Origin of the sequence: Nocardioides sp. YIM B13467 (assembly GCF_042788075.1) — a bacterium.
Classification (GTDB): domain Bacteria; phylum Actinomycetota; class Actinomycetes; order Propionibacteriales; family Nocardioidaceae; genus Nocardioides.
On sequence record NZ_JBHZPJ010000046.1, the window covers coordinates 1,098,875 to 1,117,021 of the forward strand.

At 68.6% G+C, this 18,147-nt stretch carries 19 protein-coding genes and 1 pseudogene; 9 read left to right on the plus strand and 11 right to left on the minus strand.

What is annotated here, in order from left to right:
* Window positions 1-6: 6 nt before the first annotated feature.
* From ACFX43_RS12545 to ACFX43_RS12560, 4 genes are all read left to right on the plus strand, one after another.
* Entirely contained in the window at window positions 7-1,209 is a 1,203-nt protein-coding gene (locus ACFX43_RS12545; RefSeq protein ID WP_378821251.1) for an acyl-CoA dehydrogenase family protein, read from the plus strand.
* A 23-nt stretch (window positions 1,210-1,232) separates the two neighbouring features.
* Window positions 1,233-2,309, plus strand: coding sequence for an acyl-CoA dehydrogenase family protein (locus ACFX43_RS12550; RefSeq protein ID WP_378821254.1), 1,077 nt, complete (start codon window positions 1,233-1,235; stop codon window positions 2,307-2,309).
* A 720-nt stretch (window positions 2,310-3,029) separates the two neighbouring features.
* The gene (locus ACFX43_RS12555) at window positions 3,030-3,818 is read left to right on the plus strand and encodes a DUF222 domain-containing protein (protein ID WP_378821256.1); all 789 of its coding nucleotides are present in this window, start codon (window positions 3,030-3,032) and stop codon (window positions 3,816-3,818) included.
* 149 nt (window positions 3,819-3,967) lie between these two features.
* Window positions 3,968-4,627, plus strand: a complete 660-nt coding sequence (locus ACFX43_RS12560) for a hypothetical protein (RefSeq protein ID WP_378821259.1) — start codon at window positions 3,968-3,970, stop codon at window positions 4,625-4,627.
* A 19-nt stretch (window positions 4,628-4,646) separates the two neighbouring features.
* Here the strand turns inward: ACFX43_RS12560 and ACFX43_RS12565 are convergent, their stop codons facing one another.
* On the minus strand, window positions 4,647-5,099 hold the full coding sequence (locus tag ACFX43_RS12565; RefSeq protein WP_378821262.1) for a MarR family winged helix-turn-helix transcriptional regulator: 453 nt from the start codon (window positions 5,097-5,099) through the stop codon (window positions 4,647-4,649).
* A gap of 62 nt (window positions 5,100-5,161) precedes the next feature.
* Here ACFX43_RS12565 and ACFX43_RS12570 point away from each other — a divergent pair, with 62 nt between their 5' ends.
* On the plus strand, window positions 5,162-5,530 hold the full coding sequence (locus tag ACFX43_RS12570) for a VOC family protein (RefSeq protein WP_378821264.1): 369 nt from the start codon (window positions 5,162-5,164) through the stop codon (window positions 5,528-5,530).
* A gap of 27 nt (window positions 5,531-5,557) precedes the next feature.
* Here ACFX43_RS12570 and ACFX43_RS12575 read toward each other — a convergent pair whose 3' ends face one another.
* Entirely contained in the window at window positions 5,558-5,995 is a 438-nt protein-coding gene (locus tag ACFX43_RS12575; protein ID WP_378821267.1) for a hypothetical protein, read from the minus strand.
* 91 nt (window positions 5,996-6,086) lie between these two features.
* Here ACFX43_RS12575 and ACFX43_RS12580 point away from each other — a divergent pair, with 91 nt between their 5' ends.
* Entirely contained in the window at window positions 6,087-6,605 is a 519-nt protein-coding gene (locus ACFX43_RS12580) for a hypothetical protein (protein WP_378821269.1), read from the plus strand.
* A 34-nt stretch (window positions 6,606-6,639) separates the two neighbouring features.
* On the opposite strand, the gene ACFX43_RS12585 is transcribed toward ACFX43_RS12580, so the two are convergent.
* Window positions 6,640-7,467, minus strand: coding sequence for an alpha/beta fold hydrolase (locus ACFX43_RS12585; protein WP_378821271.1), 828 nt, complete (start codon window positions 7,465-7,467; stop codon window positions 6,640-6,642).
* Window positions 7,468-7,671: 204 nt separating this feature from the next.
* Between ACFX43_RS12585 and pgi the strand changes: the two are divergent.
* The 3 genes and pseudogenes from pgi to ACFX43_RS12600 all read left to right on the plus strand — a co-directional run.
* Window positions 7,672-9,081, plus strand: a pseudogene (gene pgi / locus ACFX43_RS12590) (glucose-6-phosphate isomerase); the annotation flags it as partial.
* The gene (pgl, locus tag ACFX43_RS12595; protein ID WP_378821273.1) at window positions 9,078-9,818 is read left to right on the plus strand and encodes a 6-phosphogluconolactonase; all 741 of its coding nucleotides are present in this window, start codon (window positions 9,078-9,080) and stop codon (window positions 9,816-9,818) included. The pseudogene pgi and the gene pgl, both read left to right, overlap by 4 nt.
* 116 nt (window positions 9,819-9,934) lie before the next feature.
* Entirely contained in the window at window positions 9,935-11,119 is a 1,185-nt protein-coding gene (locus ACFX43_RS12600) for an endonuclease (RefSeq protein ID WP_378821275.1), read from the plus strand.
* 110 nt (window positions 11,120-11,229) lie between these two features.
* Here ACFX43_RS12600 and ACFX43_RS12605 read toward each other — a convergent pair whose 3' ends face one another.
* From ACFX43_RS12605 to rapZ, 8 genes are all read right to left on the minus strand, one after another.
* Window positions 11,230-11,589: an RNA polymerase-binding protein RbpA gene (locus ACFX43_RS12605; protein ID WP_160022595.1), complete on the minus strand. Its 360-nt coding sequence runs from the start codon at window positions 11,587-11,589 to the stop codon at window positions 11,230-11,232.
* Between the two features lie 132 nt (window positions 11,590-11,721).
* On the minus strand, window positions 11,722-11,952 hold the full coding sequence (gene secG, locus ACFX43_RS12610) for a preprotein translocase subunit SecG (RefSeq protein WP_008357155.1): 231 nt from the start codon (window positions 11,950-11,952) through the stop codon (window positions 11,722-11,724).
* A 43-nt stretch (window positions 11,953-11,995) separates the two neighbouring features.
* Window positions 11,996-12,805, minus strand: a complete 810-nt coding sequence (tpiA, locus tag ACFX43_RS12615) for a triose-phosphate isomerase (RefSeq protein WP_378821283.1) — start codon at window positions 12,803-12,805, stop codon at window positions 11,996-11,998.
* Entirely contained in the window at window positions 12,805-14,028 is a 1,224-nt protein-coding gene (locus ACFX43_RS12620) for a phosphoglycerate kinase (RefSeq protein ID WP_378821286.1), read from the minus strand. Before ACFX43_RS12620 ends, tpiA begins: the two co-directional genes overlap by 1 nt.
* A gap of 38 nt (window positions 14,029-14,066) precedes the next feature.
* Window positions 14,067-15,065: a type I glyceraldehyde-3-phosphate dehydrogenase gene (gene gap / locus ACFX43_RS12625; protein ID WP_378821289.1), complete on the minus strand. Its 999-nt coding sequence runs from the start codon at window positions 15,063-15,065 to the stop codon at window positions 14,067-14,069.
* A 185-nt stretch (window positions 15,066-15,250) separates the two neighbouring features.
* Window positions 15,251-16,237, minus strand: a complete 987-nt coding sequence (gene whiA, locus ACFX43_RS12630; protein WP_045547796.1) for a DNA-binding protein WhiA — start codon at window positions 16,235-16,237, stop codon at window positions 15,251-15,253.
* Window positions 16,238-16,297: 60 nt separating this feature from the next.
* Complete coding sequence (gene yvcK, locus ACFX43_RS12635; protein WP_355227705.1) at window positions 16,298-17,278, minus strand: uridine diphosphate-N-acetylglucosamine-binding protein YvcK; 981 nt, start codon at window positions 17,276-17,278, stop codon at window positions 16,298-16,300.
* A gap of 2 nt (window positions 17,279-17,280) precedes the next feature.
* On the minus strand, window positions 17,281-18,147 hold the full coding sequence (gene rapZ / locus ACFX43_RS12640; protein WP_355020807.1) for an RNase adapter RapZ: 867 nt from the start codon (window positions 18,145-18,147) through the stop codon (window positions 17,281-17,283).

The window sequence follows — 18,147 nt, forward strand, 5'->3', positions numbered from 1 at the left end:
TATCACATGCATGTGGCCTTGACACCCGCCCAGGAGCAACTTCGCTCAGAGCTCAACTCCTATTTCGCCCAGTTGGTCACGCCGGAGCGCCGCGCTGCACTCGCGCGGGCCTCGGGCGAGTTCGGCGACGAGGGTGACAAGGAGGTCTACCTCTCGACCATCCGCCAGATCGGCGCCGACGGCTGGCTGGGGATCGGCTGGCCGAAGGAGTACGGCGGCCAGGACCGCTCGATGGTGGAGCAGCTGATCTTCACCGACGCCGCCGCCGTGGCCGGGGTGCCGATCCCCTATCTCACGCTCAACACGGTCGGACCGACGATCATGCGGTTCGGGACCGAGGAGCAGAAGGCATACTTCCTGCCGAAGATCCTCGCCGGCGAGCTGCACTTCTCGATCGGCTACTCCGAGCCGGGCTCTGGGACGGACCTCGCCTCGCTGCAGACTCGCGCGGTGCTCGATGAAGGCTCCGGTGAGTGGGTCATCAACGGCCAGAAGATGTGGACCTCGCTGATCCAGTATGCGGACTGGATCTGGCTCGCCTGTCGGACAGAACCGGAGGCGTCGCGGCACAAGGGGCTGTCGATGATCCTGGTGCCGACATCCTCCGAGGGGTTCTCCTACACGCCGGTCCAGACCGTGGCGGGAGTGGGCACCTCGGCGACCTACTACTCCGACGTGCGCGTGCCTGCGTCGAATCTCGTCTCCTCGCGCGGCGGCGGCTGGGCACTGATGACCAACCAGCTCAACCACGAGCGGGTCGCGCTCACCTCCGCCGCGCCGCTGGTCCACTCGCTCGGGCTGGTGAAGGAGTGGGCGCGGACCACGGTCGTCCCCGATGGCGGCCGGGTGATCGACACCGAGTGGGTCCAGCTGGCCCTCGGCCGGGCGCACGCACGCATCGAAGCGCTCTCGCTGATCAACTGGAAGCTCGCCTCGGACGCCGACCACGGGGTCGCGCTCTCGCCGGCCGAGGCGTCGGCGACCAAGGTCTACGGCTCCGAGCTCGCGACCGAGGTCTATCGCACGCTGATGGAGATCGTCGGACCGCACGCGGGGATCACCGCCGACTCCCCCGGCGCCGTGCTCGCCGGCCGCCTCGAGCGGTTCCACCGCTCCTCGCTGGTCATGACCTTCGGTGGCGGCACCAACGAGATCCAGCGAGACATCATCGGCTACGTGGGCCTCGGCCTCCCCGCCGCCAAGCGCTAATCATCCCGACCCGAGGACACCTCATGGACTTCTCCTTCACCACCGAATCCGACGACGCCGCCGAGCTCGCGGCCAAGATCATCGGCGATGCGACCTCGCTCGACCGGCTGCGTACGGTCGAGGCGGCTGCCGGCGACCGCGGCCGCTTCGACGCCTCCCTCTGGTCCGCCCTCGGCGAGGCCGGGCTGCTCGGCCTGCATCTGCCCGAGACGTACGACGGTGCCGGGCTCGGGCTCGTCGAGCTGTGCCGGGTGCTGGTCGAGGCCGGGCGGCAGGTCGCGCCGGTGCCGCTCGCCGTGCACGGGCCGTGCGGCTTGTTCCTCGCCGAGACCGCCGCCGACGCATTGACCGGCGTCGCCGACGGATCCCGGATCCTGACGGCCGCGGTCGCCGAGGAGCACTCCCACCTGCCCGACGTCCCTATGGTCGTCGCCACGGGAGACACGGTCACCGGCGTGAAGACGCTGGTCAGAGCCGGGATGATCGCCGATGCCTTCCTGGTGACCGCCGCATCCCCGGACGGCACCGTCGGCGTCTTCCTGGTCGAGGCATCCGCCGAGGGCGTCGACCGTCGAGCGCAGCACACCAGCGACGGCGACGTCACCGCGCTGGTCTCGTTCGCCTCAGCCCCCGCCCGTCGTGTCGGGGACTCCTCGGCCGCTGCCCGGCTCGGCTCGCTGTTGACCGTGGCGTCGGCCGCCGAGCTGCTGGGGGTCACCGAAGGAGCCCTCTCGCTCACCTCGTCGTACGCCAAGACCCGGGAGCAGTTCGGCCGCGCCATCGGCACCTTCCAGGCCGTCTCCCAGCGGCTGGCCGACGGGTTCATCGACGTACTCGCCCAGCGGCTCACGCTCTGGCAGGCTGTCTGGCGGGTCTCCTCCGGCCTCCCCGCCGACGACCAGGTCGCCGTCGCCAAGCTCTGGGCCGCCGACGCCGCCCACCGCCTCGCACACACCACCGTCCACGTCCACGGCGGTGTCGGCATCGACCTCGACGGCGAGGCGCATCGCTATTTCACGACCGCCAAGCGCTTCGAGTTCGTCTTCGGCGGGGCTAGCGAGCAGGCGCTGCGGATCGGGCGATCTCTCGCTGCATCCTGATTCATCACCGACGTCATGAGAGGCTCCGGCGCCTGCCGGGGCCTCTCTTTGCGGCTGGTGTTTGTGCTGTATCGCGGAAAGCAACCATCGTGTGCGATAGCGCTTCGTCTTATTGACTACGACTCCGGTCCTCGTCCACGGGTTCTTGGGGCACCTTCACGCTGGAGCGTCTTCGTGGCTCGCTGGCCGCATTCGAGTGGGGATCTGGACGTGTGTCCGTTGGTCTCGTGCGGGGTTCCAGCGCGGGTGGGGCCAATACGTTGTTTGGCTTGGGAGATTTAGAACCAGGGTGTCTGGGTTGGGTGCCATTCGGGTGTCTTGCGGACTTCCAGCAGCGGTCTGGGTTTTGTTGGGGATATCTGTCCCTGACTGGGTTCATTGGTTTTGGGTTGTGTGGTAGGCTCGGCGCAGGCGTAAACGTGAAGGCCGACCACCTCGAAAGAGGCGTGCCCTACCCATCCGAGACACAACGGGTGTGGGGTAATCCAGGGGAACCAGGGGCGTGAACGCTGAGCTGCGAGGGTAAGTAATAGCCCGTACTGCCGGGCCTCCGAGACCAGCGAACCAGAACACATCCGCGTGCGCGGGTGTGGAGAGTTCGTACGTCGGGAGGTGACCGGTTCGATGACCACGCTGCAACAACCCCAACACCCTGTGCTCGAGGCCGTGGTCGCAGTCACTACCTCGCTTGGTCTGGTTGCGGAGGCGAATCCGGCGTTCATGGCCACCGATCAGAAGGCCGCCACGCTACTCGAGATCGCCCGCGCCAAGGCGCAGCTCGCGGAGCTCGAACTCCGCGTGATCGCGACCGCCGATGACGTGGCCGCCGAGAGCGCGGCACGGGATGTGGCGGCGTGGCTGCATCACCACACCAATCAACGCCCCGAGACCCTGCGCGCCGACCTCCGGCTCGCCCAGGCCCTCGACCGTTCCTACGGGCTGGTCGCGGCCGCGATGCTCCGTGGCGACTGCAACCCGGCCCAAGCTCACGTCATCGTGAATGCCCTTGACGACCTGCCGGCCGACCTCGACCCCGAGATCCGGATCAAGGCCGAAGAGGCCCTGGTGGCCTACGCGACCCGGTTCGACCCCACCCAGCTGCGCCGGCTGGGGCGCCGGATCCTCGATGTCATCGCCCCGGAGGTCGCGGAGGCCGAGGAAGCCAAACGGCTCGCGGCCGAGGAGGCCCACGCCCGGACGAAGACCCGCCTGAGCATGCGGCGCCTCGGGGACGGCACCACCCGGATCACCGCGGTCATCCCTGATGCGACCGCGGACCGGCTCGCGACCAACCTGGAGGCCTTTGCCTCACCCCGCCGCGATGACGGCACCCGCACCGAGACCGGCGACTACCTGCCCTACGACCGCCGCCTGGGCCGGGCGTTGTGCCAAATGCTCGAGACCCTCGACCCCGCCCGGCTCCCGATCCATGGCGGGGACGCCACCACGGTGATCGTGACGATCGATTATCTGTGCTGTACCGCGGCAAATCACCACGGTGTGCGATAGCGCTTTGGCCTATCAGTCACACACGGAGGGTCGCCCGGATCTTCTTGGACGAATGCCGGCCAAAAGCGCGTGCGGTGCATGGGGATGCATGTCATCATCGCTCGCAATTGAGAGCACTGCTCTCACTGCATCCACCGAGGAGCTTCGCAGTGACCGTCCCCCACACCTCCCCCGCCCGCCGCACCCAGATGGGCGCCGTCGCGTTCGCGATCGCTGGCATCCTCTTTGCCGTCTACGAGGCCGTTGCCCCACGCGCCGACGAGGCCACCCTCGATGGAGCGGCGGCGTGGGCTTCCGCCGGCTGGAGCATCGCGCACATCAGTGCCATCGTCGGCCTCATTCTCATCCCGCTCGGCTATGGCGCGATCCGGGGCTTCCTCGACGGCACGCCACAGGAGAAGACCGCCTACCTCGCCGCCGTCATCGGCTACATCGGCTCCGGCCTGACCATTTCCTACTACGGCGCAGAGGTCTACGGTCTCAAGGCCATCGGCGAGCGCGCCGTAGCTGACGGCGACCCCAGCCTGACCGACGTGGGCAACGACTTTCGCCTCGACCCGACCGCGATGACCGTCTTCGTGATCGGACTGCTGCTCATCGCCGTCGCCGCCGTGCTCGCCTCGATCGCGGTCTGGCGCTCGGGCTCCCTGCCCCGCTGGAGCGCCGTCCCGCTCGCCGCTCTTCTCGTCACCATGCTCCCCCAGTACTTCCTCCCGCACGCTTGGCGAATCGTCTGGGGCGTACTCGTCGCCGTCGCGGCCCTATGGCTTGCCGCTGCGCTCTGGCGTGCTTCAAGGGTCCGCTCGTAACCTCGCAGCTGCGGGTCGGTCAGGCGTCGTCGCCACCTTCCCGTAGGGAGTGGATCATGCCCTGCAGGATCCGGAACGCGTCGGACTGATCGGTCGGACTCATGCCGGTCAGCATCCTGACCTCGACAGATCGAACCGCGACGGTGGCCTCCTCGAGCTTCCGCCGGCCTTGGGGGGTGAGCCGCGTGGGGAGGACCTTTCCGACGGGGGCCTCCGCCGGCCTGGTCACGTCGCCGTCTCGCTCCAAGGAGCGGAGCAGCACGTTCATCGTCTGGCGCGTCACGAACGCGCCTCGGGCGAGCTCGGAGTTCGACAGACCGGGCCGCTGCGCCAGCAGTTCGAGGCAGGCGTAGTGGGTGACGCTCATCCCGAGCGGGCGCAGCACCTCCTCCATCGCGGCGCGCAGGGCGCTCGACGCCTCCTTCAGGAGGTAGCCCAGCGACTTGTCCAGGTCGACGCCCTCTTGACTCATGTCAGTATTCTGACATAACTTCCTTGTGTCAGATAACTGACACACTTCGAAGGAGCATCATCATGCCCGTCACCGGCCCCGACTTCATCTCCCTGCAGGCGCGCGACCTCGACGCGTCGCAGGCGTTCTACGAGCACTACCTCGGCCTCGTCCGCTCGCCGGCCGGGCCTCCGCATGCCGTCGTCTTCGAGACGAAGCCGATCGCGTTCGCGCTTCGCGAGGTCGTGCCGGGCACCGATCTCGCGTCTGTCCCCCAGCCTGGCATCGGTGCTGCGATCTGGCTCCATGCCACCGACGTCCAGGCCATCCACGATGCTCTCGTCACCGACGGACACACCATCGTCTCCCCCGCGATCGACGGCCCCTTCGGGCGTACGTTCACCTTCGCCGACCCCGACGGCTACCAGATCACGCTCCACGACCGCGGCTGACAGCAACTGAAGGGACGGCCGGCAGCGTCAGCCACCGACACACTCGTCGTTGTCGCCGCCGGAGTAGCAGGGCGGGGCGCGATAGCCATCCTCCTCCTGCTCCGGCGCCGGTAGATCCACCGCGCCAGGGATGTAGCAGAGCAGGACCATCGCCGTGCCGACGATGACCAGCAAGCCCTGCCAGAAGGTCCCGAGCATTCGGCGGTCGGGGTTGAGCATGTGGGCGACCGCGCCACACAGGAGTGCGGCGACCGCGATCGCACCCCAGACTCGGTAGGCGGCGATGTTCGATGGCGCGATCTGCGGCTGCTCACCGAAGAAGACGAGATAGACGTCCAGCCAGTTCGCGGCCAGCTTCCCGACGGCCAGAACAGCCACCACGGACGCCAGCGCGGTGGTGATGGGGAACCAGGGCACGCGCGTGATGCGCCAGCGGACACTGGCCGGGCGGTCGAAAGCGAGCATGCGACGAGTCTGGCGACGTTGGGGCGTGGCGTGATGAGCTCGCGTACTCAACTCTTGACCTTCGGGTCGGTCGAAGCCTCAGCATCGAGGCATGACCGCGACCCCTGCCGCTGACCCCACGATGGACGCCATCACCACCGCCGTGACCCTCGGCCACGAAGGCGAGACCGCCAGAGCACGACAGGAGCTGCTCGCCATCTGGGAGGACCTCGGGGTGCTGGGCGATCCGCTTCACCGGTGCACGCTCGCGCACTACCTCGCCGACCTGCATCCCGATCCGGCCGAGGCACTCATCTGGGACGTACGCGCCCTCGACGCCGCCGGCGCCCTCACCGACCATCGGGCCGGTGAGCACCATGCGGGCCTCGAGGTCGCCGGCTTCTATCCGAGCCTGCACCTCAACATCGCCGACAACCTGCGTCGCCTCGGCTCCTTCGAGGCAGCCGCCGAACAGATCGGCAAGGCGGAGGAGCGTGTCGCCGCGCTGCCGAAAGGGCCGTACGGCGACATGATCCGTACGGCGATCGGCGGTGTCCGCGACGCGATCACAGCTCGCGACACCACGCCCCGGTCGACCTCTCCGACCGTCGGCGGGACCGAGGAGGGCTGAGCCCGCGCACCCGACACTCAGCCGGGGCCCTGGCTCACGACCGACTCGCCCTGGCGATGGTCGAGAGGATCGCGTCAGCGGCCGCCCGCGGCGCCTTGGTGGGGATCCAGTGGCTGACCCCGGTCAGCTCGATGAACTCGTAGGGACCGGTGACGGACTCCTCGTTGCCCTCCAGAGCCGTCCGGCCGATCGCGACGTCGCCATCACTCCAGAGCATCGTCGTCGGCACCGAGACCCGGCCGACGCGCGGGGCCAGGGGTAGGGCGCGATACCAGCCCAAGCCACCGGGCAGCGCGCCGTAGTCGACGATCTCCTCCCGGAAGCGCTCGACGTCTTCGTCGTTCCAGCCACTCCCCCGCATCATCCGCTCCATCCGGCCGCCTCGCCCGGAGGCCAGCTCGGGAAGCAGCGGGATGTTGAAGAGCGCCATGTAGACCGATTTGCGCCGCTGCAGACCCTTCATCGACCGGGCGAACGGGACCGGGTGCGGCACCGACATCGCGGTCCAGCTCCGGACCAGGTCGGGTCGCTTGGCCGCCACTCCCCAACCGACCGCACTCCCCCAGTCGTGACCAGCCAGGTGCACCGGCCGGCCGATCTCGTCGATGAGCGCCACCACGTCCTCGACCAGCTTGCCTGCGCCGTAGCCGAGGCGCGTACGCGGCCGCGCGCCCGGCGAGTAGCCGCGCTGGTCCGGGGCGATCGTGCGGAAGCCGGCCTCGTGGAGGATCGGTGACACCTCGCGCCAGCAGGTCGCCCGCTCCGGGAAACCGTGCAGGAGCACGACCGGGTCGCCGTCGGCCGGGCCCGAGTCGATCACGTCGAAGGTGAGTCCGTCACGTACGTAGCTCGAGATCCTCACGCCGCCATCCTGTCAGTGCCTCCCGTCTCTGCGGCGGGGTTGTGGCGTGCGTTAGCGGCGCCGGCGACCAGGGTGTGCGATAGCGCGCTGAGGTAAGGCGCGAGGAGTCACGGCACGAGAAAGGCGCCGGCTCGGTCAACGAGCCGGCGCCTTCGTGGTGCTTTCCGACTATCCCTCGGCGATAGCGTCCAGACGCTTGACGGNGCCGGCGAGCACATCAACGTCACCGAGGACCGCGCGGTGCTCCACACCGCCCTGCGTCTCCCCGCCGACGCCTCCCTCGAGGTCGACGGCACCGACGTCGTGCCCGCCGTCCACGAGACCCTGGCGAAGATGTACGCCTTCGCCGACCGGGTCCGCTCCGGTGAGTGGAAGGGCGTCACCGGCGAGCGGATCCGGACGGTCGTCAACATCGGCATCGGCGGCTCCGACCTGGGCCCGGTGATGGCCTACGAGGCGCTCGAGCCGTTCCGTCACCCGGAGATCGAGTGCCGGTTCATCTCCAACATCGATCCCACCGACGCCGGCCAGAAGCTGAAGGGGCTCGACCCCGCCACCACGCTGTTCGTCGTCTCCTCGAAGACCTTCTCGACGCTGGAGACGCTGACCAACGCCCGGCTGGCGCGGGCCTGGCTGCTCGAGGTCCTGGGCTCCGACGTGGACCAGGCCGACGCCGTACGCAAGCACTTCGTCGCGGTCTCCACGGCGCTGGACAAGGTCGAGGCCTTCGGGATCGACCCGGAGAACGCCTTCGGCTTCTGGGACTGGGTCGGCGGCCGCTACTCCGTCGACTCCGCGATCGGCACCTCCCTGGCGATCGCCATCGGGCCGGAGGGGTTCGCCGAGTTCCTCGGCGGATTCCACGCGATCGACGAGCATTTCGCGAAGACGCCGCTCGCGCAGAACGTGCCGGCACTGATGGGTCTCCTGAACGTCTGGTACGTCAACTTCCTCGACGCTCAGACCCACGCCGTGCTGCCCTACTCCCAGCTGCTGCATCGGTTCCCCGCGTACCTTCAGCAGCTGACGATGGAGTCCAACGGCAAGTCGGTCCGCTGGGACGGCACCGCGGTCACCACGGACACCGGCGAGGTGTTCTGGGGCGAGCCCGGCACCAACGGACAGCACGCGTTCTACCAGCTGATCCACCAGGGCACCCGGGTGATCCCGGCCGACTTCATCGCGTTCGCCAACCCGGCCTATCCGCTCAAGGACGGCGCCGACGTCGACGTGCACGAGCTGTTCCTGGCCAACTTCTTCGCCCAGACCCAGGCGCTCGCCTTCGGCAAGACCGCCGAGCAGGTGCGCGCCGAGGGCACCGCGGAGGACATCGTCAACGCGCGAGTCTTCTCCGGCAACCGGCCGACCACCTCGATCATGGCGCCGTCGCTGACCCCCGGCGTACTGGGCCAGCTGATCGCCCTCTACGAGCACATCACCTTCACCCAGGGCGTGGTGTGGGGCATCGACTCCTTCGACCAGTGGGGCGTCGAGCTCGGCAAGCAGCTCGCCGTCCAGATCAGCCCGGCGGTCTCCGGTGACGCGGACACCGCCAAGCAGCAGGACACCTCCACCCAATCCCTCATCGCCTACTACAGAGAGAAGCGCAAGTGACCAGCGACGGTCATCCCGAGTCACTCATCGAGGTCCACGACACCGCTGAGGCCCTGGCCTCGGCGGTCGCCGGAGAGTTCCTCAGCCGCCTTGCCGACCTGCAGGCGGCCGGCGACGTTCCCACCATCGGCCTCACCGGTGGCACGATCGCCGAGGCGATCCATCGCGAGATCGCCCGCCTCGCGCCCGAGTCGGGTGTCGACTGGGGCGCGGTCGAGTTCTTCTTCGGCGACGAGCGCTACGTCGCCGCCGACTCCCCCGACCGCAACGCCGGCCAGGCCCGCGCCGCCTTCCTGACCGAGGTCGGCGTCCCGGACCACCGCATCCACGAGATGCCCGCCACCGACTCCGGCCTGAGCGTCGACGAGGCCGCGGCACAGTTCTCCGAGGACGTACGCAGCCACGGCTCCGGCGGCTTCGACATCCTGATGCTCGGCGTCGGCCCCGACGGCCACATCGCCTCCCTCTTCCCCGGCTTCCCGCAGCTCGAGGCGAAGGATGCGATCGCCGTCGGCGTCACCGGCTCCCCCAAGCCCCCGCCCGAGCGCATCACCTTCACCTTCGAGGCGCTGCGCCGGTCCACGACCGTCTGGTTCCTGGTCAGTGGCGAGGGGAAGGCCGAAGCCGTGGCCAAGGCACATGCCGGCGCGCCGATCACCGAGATCCCCGCCACCGGCGTCACCGGCACCACCGAGACCACCTGGTTCCTGGACCGGGCCGCCGCCTCGAAGCTCTGACCGACGCCGAGTCGGCGCGAACGTCTCGGGAATTCAGTTACCCAGCATGCTAACGCCGGGTAAATCTTTCCCGCATCGGGTGCCGCGCACCCCTACGGACCTGCCACCATCCGAGCATGTCCTTCAGCCCCTCTCGGCGGCTCGGCCTGACCCTGGCCAGCCTCGTTGCCCTCGCCCTGGCGAGCTTCATGGCGGTCGTGATCACGACCGCCCCGGCCCAGGCGGCCACGATCAACGTCACCACGGCGATCGCCACCCAGAACGGCTCGACGGCCACCGTACGCGGCTACGTCGTCGGCCAGCCCACAGCGACCAGCACGGTCGTGACGAGCAACTACCCCAGCGACTACGCTCTCGCGATCGCTGACTCGGCGTCGGAGACCAGCACGTCCAAGATGCTCTACGTGCAGATCCCCGACGCGTTCCGCAGCGCTTGGGGCCTCCGGTCCAACCCGGGCCTCAAGGGGCGTCAGATCGACGTGACCGGCACCCTGACGGCGTACTTCTCCCATCCCGGCCACAAGAACGCCACCGCCTTCGCGTTCGCCGGATCCACGCCGACGCCGACCCCGACTCCGACAGCCACCCCGACCGCGGACCCGAGCATTCCGGCGGGCTACTACGACTCGGCCGCCGGCCTGTCCGGTTCGTCGCTGAAGTCGGCGCTGCACAACATCATCGACGGCCACACCACGCTGTCCTACAGCGCGGTCTGGGAGGCACTGAAGGTCCTCGACCAGGACCCGAACAACTCCGCGAACGTCATCGAGTTCTACTCCGGGATCTCCACACCGAAGACCAACAACGGCGGCGACGCCAACAACTGGAACCGCGAGCACACCTGGCCGCAGAGCCATGGCGACTTCGGCACCAGCAACGGTCCCGGCACCGACGTACACCACCTGCGGCCCGAGGACGTCACCGTCAACTCCACCCGCGGCAACAAGGACTTCGACCTGGGCGGGTCCGCAGTCTCGGAGTGCAGCGACTGCTGGACCGACGCCGACTCCTTCGAGCCCCGGGACAGCGTCAAGGGCGACCTCGCCCGCGGCATCCTCTACATGGCCGTGCGCTACAACGGCGACGACGGCTTCGCCGACCTGGAGGTCAACAACTCCATCAACGGCTCGACCAACTACCTCGGCAAGGTCTGCGTCCTGCTCGGCTGGCACACCGCCGACCCCGTCACCGCAGCCGAACGCACCCGCAACAACACCATCTACTCCACCTACCAGCGCAACCGGAACCCGTTCATCGACCACCCGGAGTACGCCGAATCCGTCTTCGGCGCCACCTGCTAACCCGAGCCGAGCCGGCTCGTCATAACGGGTCCGGCTCGGCGCAGGTTTCGGTCAGAATGCGCCGAGCCGGCGCCTCTGCTTGGAGCAGATGCGCCGACTCGGCGGGTATTTCAGAAGATGATCTCGCCGGATTTGCGGCGGGAGCGGAGGAGGGCGATTGCCTCCTCCAGGATGTCCTCGGCCTCGGCGTCGGAGCGGCGCTCCTTCACGTAGGCGAGGTGGGTCTTGTAAGGCTCGATCTTCGGCGCCGGGGGCGCGTTCTCCTCGTCCAGACCGGCTGGGAGCCCACACTTGGGACAGTCCCAGGAGTCCGGTGGCGTCGCCTCGACGGCGAAGGTGATGACCGAGCGATGTGCGTTGGTGCAGAAGTAGGTGACGGCCTTCCGCGGCGCTGCCTCGCCGCGCTCCGCCTCACCCATCGGCCCAGCACCGACTCGGGAGCCCCGAATCGCGTTCCCTCCACCTGCCATGGTGCTGCAGTGTCCTCTCTCAACTTAAATTTCGCAGCCCCGAGAGGCCACTTTGGGGGAATCGGACGGCAAAATCTCCGTCCAGCGTCGATGAGTTTAGACGCTATCGCGCGTGCGCTGAAGGGGAATGTTTCAGTAGGCCATCAGCAGGCCGAGCGCGATCACACAGGCGAACCAGATGACACCGATGCCGATGGTGAGCCGGTCGAGGTTGCGCTCGACGACCGACGATCCACCCAGCGAGCTCGAGACACCGCCACCGAACATGTCGGAGAGTCCGCCACCGCGGCCCTTGTGAAGCAGCACGAGCAGGATCATCAGCGCACTCGCGATGACCAGGATGATGGTGAAGAGAAGTTCCACGTCTGAAATCCTATCTGGAGAGCCCGAAACCTACAGCACTGGCCTAGAGGACTGGCAGGTCGTAGTAGCGCGAGATGGCCGCGAAGTCCTCGACCGAGAGGCTCGCCCCGCCGACCAGCGCCCCGTCGACGTCGGCCTCCTGCATCAGCGCGGCCACGTTGTTGGGCTTCACCGAGCCGCCGTAGAGGATGCGTACGCCATCGGCGATCTCCGCGCCGTAGCTCTTCTCGAGCTGGTCCCGGATGCCGGCGCAGACCTCCTGCGCGTCCTGCGCGGTGGCGGTCTCCCCCGTGCCGATGGCCCAGACCGGCTCGTAGGCGATCACGACCTGGCCGACCTCTGCGTCGGTGAGCCCGGCCAGCGAGCCCTCGACCTGGGCGGTGCAGTGGTCGAGGTGGTTGCCGGCCTGGCGGACCTCGAGGCCCTCGCCGACACACACGATCGGGATCATGTTGTGCTTGAGCGCGATCTTGGCCTTGAGCGCGACGATCTCGTCGGTCTCGCCATAGTGCTCACGACGCTCGGAGTGACCCACGATCACATAGGAGCAGCCGAGCTTGGCCAGCATCGCGGCCGAGACCTCGCCGGTGTAGGCGCCGGACTCCTGGGTGGAGACGTTCTGGGCACCGTAGGTGATGCGCATCTTGTCGCCGTCGACCAGCGTCTGCACCGAACGGATGTCGGTGAACGGCGGGAAGACCGCCACCTCCACGGCGGCGAAGTCGTGGCGCTTGTCGGAGAGCGTCCAAGCGAGCTTCTGGACCAGGACCACCGCTTCTTGGTGGTTGAGGTTCATCTTCCAGTTGCCGGCGATGAGCGGGGTGCGCCCCGTGGCCGCCTTCTTGGCCGCCATCAGCCCAGTCCCCCGACAACGGTCGCCTCGTCCAGCACGGCGACGCCCGGAAGGGTCTTGCCCTCCAGGTATTCGAGCGAGGCACCCCCGCCGGTCGAGATGTGACCGAACTGGTCATCGGCGAACCCGAGCTGGCGGATCGCCGCGGCGGAGTCGCCACCACCGACGACCGAGAGGCCGTCGATCGTGGTGAGCGCCTGGGCTACCGCGCGGGTGCCCTCGGCGAAGGCAGCCTGCTCGAAGACGCCCATCGGGCCGTTCCAGAAGACCGTCTTGGCGCCCTCGAGCGCGGCGGCGTAGGCCTGGGCCGACTCCGGACCGATGTCGAGTCCGAGCGAGTCGGACGGGATCGCGTTGGCCGCGACCACGCGGGCGGAGGCCTCGTCGCCGAAGGAGTCGGCGACCACGACGTCGGTCGGCAGCAGGATCTCGACGCCGATCTCCTCGGCGCGCTCGAGGTAGCCGAGCACGGTGAGGATCTGGTCCTCCTCGAGCAGCGACTGGCCGACCTCGTAGCCCTGGGCCTTGAGGAAGGTGAAGACCATGCCGCCCCCGATGAGCAGCTTGTCCGCCTTGCCGAGCAGGTTGTCGATCACGCCGAGCTTGTCGGAGACCTTCGAGCCGCCGAGGACGACGACGTAGGGGCGCTCGGGGGTCTCGGTGAGCCGCTTGAGCACCTCGATCTCGGTGGCCACCAGGCCGCCCTGCGCGCTCGGGAGCAGCTTGGCGACGTCGTAGACGGAGGCCTGCTTGCGGTGGACCACGCCGAAGCCGTCGGATACGAAGGCGTCGGCCAGGGCGGCGAGCTCGGCGGCGAAGGCCGCCCGCTCGATGTCGTCCTTGCTCGTCTCACCGGCGTTGAAGCGTACGTTCTCCAGCAGCGCGACCTGGCCGTCGGCGAGTCCGCCGACGACCGAGTTGGCGGAGTCGCCGACGGTGTCGGTCGCGAAGGCGACCTCGGCGCCGAGCAGCTCACCGAGGCGGGTCGCCACGGGGGCCAGCGAGTAAGCCGGGTCCGGCTCTCCCTTCGGCCGACCGAGGTGGGCGACCACCACGACCTTGGCGCCGGCATCGGCCAGCGCCTTGATCGTGGGCACCGAGGCACGGATGCGACCGTCGTCGGTGATCGTGGTGCCTTCCAACGGGACGTTGAGGTCGGAGCGCACGAGAACTCGCTTGCCCGCGACACCCTGCTCGATGAGCTGCGTGAGATTCAGAGACATAACGGGCTAGACCCTAACCTGTGAGGCAGGTCGCTGGGTCACAGGCTCGCGCCAACGTATGCCACCAGGTCACCGAGCCGGTTGGAGTAGCCCCACTCGTTGTCGTACCACGCCGCTACCTTGACCTGGTTGCCGATCACCTTGGTCAGCGGGGCGTCGAAGATCGAGGACGCCGCGTTGGTGACGATGTCGGAGGAGACGATCGGGTCGGTCGAGTAGACGAGGTACTTCCCGTCCGCGGCCTTCTCCATGATCGAGTTGATCTCCTCGACCGAGGTCTCGCGCGAGGCCTCGAAGGAGAGGTCGACGATCGAGCCGGTCGGCACCGGCACCCGCAGGGCGTAGCCGTCGAGCTTGCCCTTCAGCTCCGGCAGCACCAGACCGATGGCCTTGGCGGCGCCGGTCGAGGTGGGCACGACGTTGAGCGCGGCGGCACGGGCGCGGCGCATGTCCTTGTGGATGTTGTCCTGAAGGTTCTGGTCGGCGGTGTAGGCGTGGATCGTCGTCATCAGGCCCTGGTTGATGCCGACGCCGTCGTTGAGCGCCTTCGCCAGCGGCGCCAGGCAGTTGGTCGTGCACGAGGCGTTGGAGATCACCGTGTGGGCCTCGGGGTCGTAGATCGACTCGTTGACGCCCATCACGATGGTGGCGTCCTCGTTCTTCGCCGGCGCGGAGATGATCACCTTCTTCGCGCCGCCGGAGTCGATGTGGGCGCGTGCCTTGGTCGCGTCGGTGAAGAACCCGGTCGACTCGATCACGACGTCGACGTCGAGGTCCTTCCAGGGGATGTTGGCCGGGTCGCGCTCTGCGTACGCCTTGATCTCCTTGCCGTCGACGACGATCGCGTCCTCGGTGGCGGACACGTCGGCGCCGAGCGGGCCGAGGATCGAGTCGAACTTCAGCAGCGTCGCGAGGGTCGCGTTGTCGCTGAGGTCGTTGACCCCGACGATCTCGATGTCGAGGTCGGAGGCGCGCACCGCGCGGAAGAAGTTGCGGCCGATCCGGCCGAATCCGTTGATGCCTACTCGGACTGTCACGTGGACTCCTGGTTCGCGTCGAAAAGATTGTGCGCGGGATCACCCGCTGACGCCGACACTACCCAGCGCCTCTGAACAGCGGGAGACTGGGTTGGATCGTTCCAAAAGACGGACGAGTAGCAAACGGCCCGAGCCCCTCGATCAGTCGAGGGGCTCGGGCCGGTTTCAGGTCGTGGATGCTGCTCTCAGGCGTCCTCGGCGAGCATCTCCGCGGTCAGCGACGCCTCGGTGTCGGGGATGCCGAGCTCCTCGGCCCGCTTGTCGGCCATCGCGAGCAGGCGGCGGATGCGGCCGGCGATGGCGTCCTTGGTCAGCACCGGGTCGTGGAGCTGTCCGAGCTCCTCGAGCGAGGCCTGCTTGTGCTCCAGGCGGAGCTTGCCTGCCTGGCGCAGGTGGTCGGGGATGTCCTCGCCGAGGATCTCCAGGGCGCGCTCGACGCGGGCGCCGGCAGCGACGGCCGCACGGGCCGAGCGGCGCAGGTTGGCGTCGTCGAAGTTGGCCAGCCGGTTGGCGGTGGCGCGGACCTCGCGGCGCATCCGGCGCTCTTCCCAGGCCATCAGCGACTCGTGGGCGCCCAGGCGGGTCAGCAACTGGCCGATCGCGTCACCGTCGCGGATGACGACACGGTCCACGCCGCGTACCTCCCTCGGCTTCGCCGAGATGCCGATACGACGGGCGACGCCGACGAGGGCAAGAGCCGACTCCGAGCCCGGGCAGGTCACCTCCATCGAGGAGGAGCGGCCCGGCTCGGTGAGCGAGCCGTGGGCCAGGAAGGCACCGCGCCAGGCGGCCACCGCGTCGCAGGCTCCGCCCGAGACGACGGCAGGCGGAAGACCCCGCACCGGCCGGCCACGCTGGTCGAGAAGGCCGGTCTGACGCGCCAGCGCCTCACCGTCCTTGACCACGCGCACGATGTAGCGGCTGCCCTTACGAAGCCCGCTCGCCTGGATGAGAGCCACCTCTGCCTCGTGACCGAAGACGTCGGCGATGTCTCGCTTCAATCTCCTGGCGGCCAGACCGGTGTCGAGCTCAGCCTCGACCACGATCCTGCCTGCCACGATGTGGATCCCCCCAGCGAACCTCAACGTCGAGGCAACCTCTGCCTTCCGGCAGCATGTCTTGGTGATCTGAGTGGAGGCCAGCTCGGCCTTCACCTGTCCCGTCATCGCCATGCCGGAGAGTCTTTCATTGTTGTCAACGACCCTCGAATCGGTTCCACGTCGGAGCCCGCTCTAACCCGCCCCGATCACCCTCGCGTACGCAGCGGCCAGCCGCTCCGGGTCGTGGCGAGGGGTCCCGTCGCCGACGGCGACATCGGCGACCTCGACCTGCGCACCGCACTTCTCGGCCACCCTCGACAGCTCGTCGAGGCCGTCGAGGGAGGAGTCGACGAGGACTGTGTGGATGCGGAGGTCGGGGGCATGCTCGAGGAGGACCGAGAGGTGCTCGGCGGGGCCGAAGCCGGTCGTCTCCCCCGGCTGCTCGCCGAGATTGAGCACGACGACGATCTTCGCGGAGGTCGCGACCAGGGCCTCGCGCAGGGCGCGGACCATCAGGTGCGGCAGTACGGAGGTGAACCAGGAGCCGGGGCCCAGGAACACCCACTCGGCCTCGCAGATCGCCTTGACGGCGTCAGGGGCGGCCGGTGGGTTGTCGGGGACCAGCTGGATCGACTCGATCCGTCCGTCGGTGGTGGCGACCTCGACCTGCCCGCTGATCTCCAGTCGGGCCTCCGGGTCGCCCGGGACCAGCCCGCTGACCTCGGCGACGATGTCCATCGGCACCAGCGCCATCGGCAGGACCCGGCCCTTCGCGCCCAGCAGGCGGCCGACCCAGTCGAGTGCCTCGACGTGGTCGCCGAGCTGCTCCCACAGGCCCACGATCAGCAGGTTGCCGAGGTTGTGGCCGCGCATCTCGCCCTCGCCGGCGAAGCGGTGCTGCAGCACCTGCGCCCAGGTGTCGTCCCAGCGGTCCGCGCCGCACAGCGCGGCGAGCGCCATCCGCAGGTCGCCCGGCGGGAGCACGCCGAACTCCCGTCGGAGCCGGCCGCTGGAGCCGCCGTTGTCGGCGACCGTGACGATCGCGGTGAGCTGGTCGACGGTCAGGTCGTCGACGAGCAGCCGCAGCGCGCTCAACGACGCATGCAGTCCGTGCCCTCCCCCCAGGGCGACGACGGCCTGGGCATCTGCCCCGGGTCGGTCGGCCCCGGCCACTCTCACTCCCGCCCGAGGTCTCGGTGGATCGCCTTCGCATCCAGGCCGGCATCTCGCAGCCGCCTGGAGATCTCCTCCGCCATCGCCACGCTGCGGTGCTTGCCACCCGTGCACCCGATCGCCACGCGCATGAACCTCTTTCCTTCGTGGAGATAGCCCTTGGTCACTCCGATGAGCACCGGAACATACCCGCTCAGGAACTCCTCCGCACCAGGGCGCGAGTAGACGTACGCGGCGACGTCGGGGTTGTCACGTCCGTTGCCGTCCTTCAGCTCGGGCACCCAGTGCGGGTTGGGCAGGAAACGCATGTCGGCCATGAAGTCGGCGTCGACCGGGATCCCGTACTTGAACCCGAAGCTCACCACCGACACCTTCAGGGTGGTCCGCTCCGGGGTGCCGAACGCCTCCGCGATCCTCGCGGTGAGCTGATGCACGTTGAGCTGGGTCGTGTCGATGACCAGGTCGGCGGCGCCCCGCAGGGTGGCCAGCACCACCCGCTCCCGCTCGAGCGCGTCCAGCAGCCGCTCGTTGCCCCGCTGCATCGGGTGGGGCCGTCGCGCGGCCTCCTGACGGCGGACGAGCGTGTCGTCGGCGGCGTCGAGGAAGACCAGGGTCGTACGCCGCCCGGTGGCTCCCTTCGCCACGATCTCCTCGAGCTCGGCGAAGAAGGACCCGGAACGCACGTCGGTCACGACCGCCACCGGCTGCTCCGGGCCGCGGGCCGCGTCGACCCGCTCGACCACCTGCGGGAGCAGGCTCGGCGGCAGGTTGTCGACGACGTAGTAGCCCAGATCCTCCAGCTCCTTGGCGGCGGTGCTCCGCCCGGCACCGGTCATGCCGGTGATGACGACGACCTCCCCCTTGTGCAT

Excerpts from the sequence above, each read along its gene's own strand:
- rapZ (WP_355020807.1), bottom strand. The coding sequence starts at position 18,147 with ATGCACAAGGGGGAGGTCGTCGTCATCACCGGCATGACCGGTGCCGGG.
- ACFX43_RS12565 (WP_378821262.1), bottom strand. The coding sequence starts at position 5,099 with ATGAGTCAAGAGGGCGTCGACCTGGACAAGTCGCTGGGCTACCTCCTG.
- whiA (WP_045547796.1), bottom strand. The coding sequence starts at position 16,237 with ATGGCGATGACGGGACAGGTGAAGGCCGAGCTGGCCTCCACTCAGATC.
- ACFX43_RS12555 (WP_378821256.1), top strand. The coding sequence starts at position 3,030 with ATGGCCACCGATCAGAAGGCCGCCACGCTACTCGAGATCGCCCGCGCC.
- ACFX43_RS12580 (WP_378821269.1), top strand. The coding sequence starts at position 6,087 with ATGACCGCGACCCCTGCCGCTGACCCCACGATGGACGCCATCACCACC.
- ACFX43_RS12570 (WP_378821264.1), top strand. The coding sequence starts at position 5,162 with ATGCCCGTCACCGGCCCCGACTTCATCTCCCTGCAGGCGCGCGACCTC.
- ACFX43_RS12550 (WP_378821254.1), top strand. The coding sequence starts at position 1,233 with ATGGACTTCTCCTTCACCACCGAATCCGACGACGCCGCCGAGCTCGCG.
- tpiA (WP_378821283.1), bottom strand. The coding sequence starts at position 12,805 with ATGGCGGCCAAGAAGGCGGCCACGGGGCGCACCCCGCTCATCGCCGGC.
- ACFX43_RS12605 (WP_160022595.1), bottom strand. The coding sequence starts at position 11,589 with ATGGCAGGTGGAGGGAACGCGATTCGGGGCTCCCGAGTCGGTGCTGGG.
- ACFX43_RS12620 (WP_378821286.1), bottom strand. The coding sequence starts at position 14,028 with ATGTCTCTGAATCTCACGCAGCTCATCGAGCAGGGTGTCGCGGGCAAG.
- ACFX43_RS12575 (WP_378821267.1), bottom strand. The coding sequence starts at position 5,995 with ATGCTCGCTTTCGACCGCCCGGCCAGTGTCCGCTGGCGCATCACGCGC.
- ACFX43_RS12600 (WP_378821275.1), top strand. The coding sequence starts at position 9,935 with ATGTCCTTCAGCCCCTCTCGGCGGCTCGGCCTGACCCTGGCCAGCCTC.
- ACFX43_RS12545 (WP_378821251.1), top strand. The coding sequence starts at position 7 with ATGCATGTGGCCTTGACACCCGCCCAGGAGCAACTTCGCTCAGAGCTC.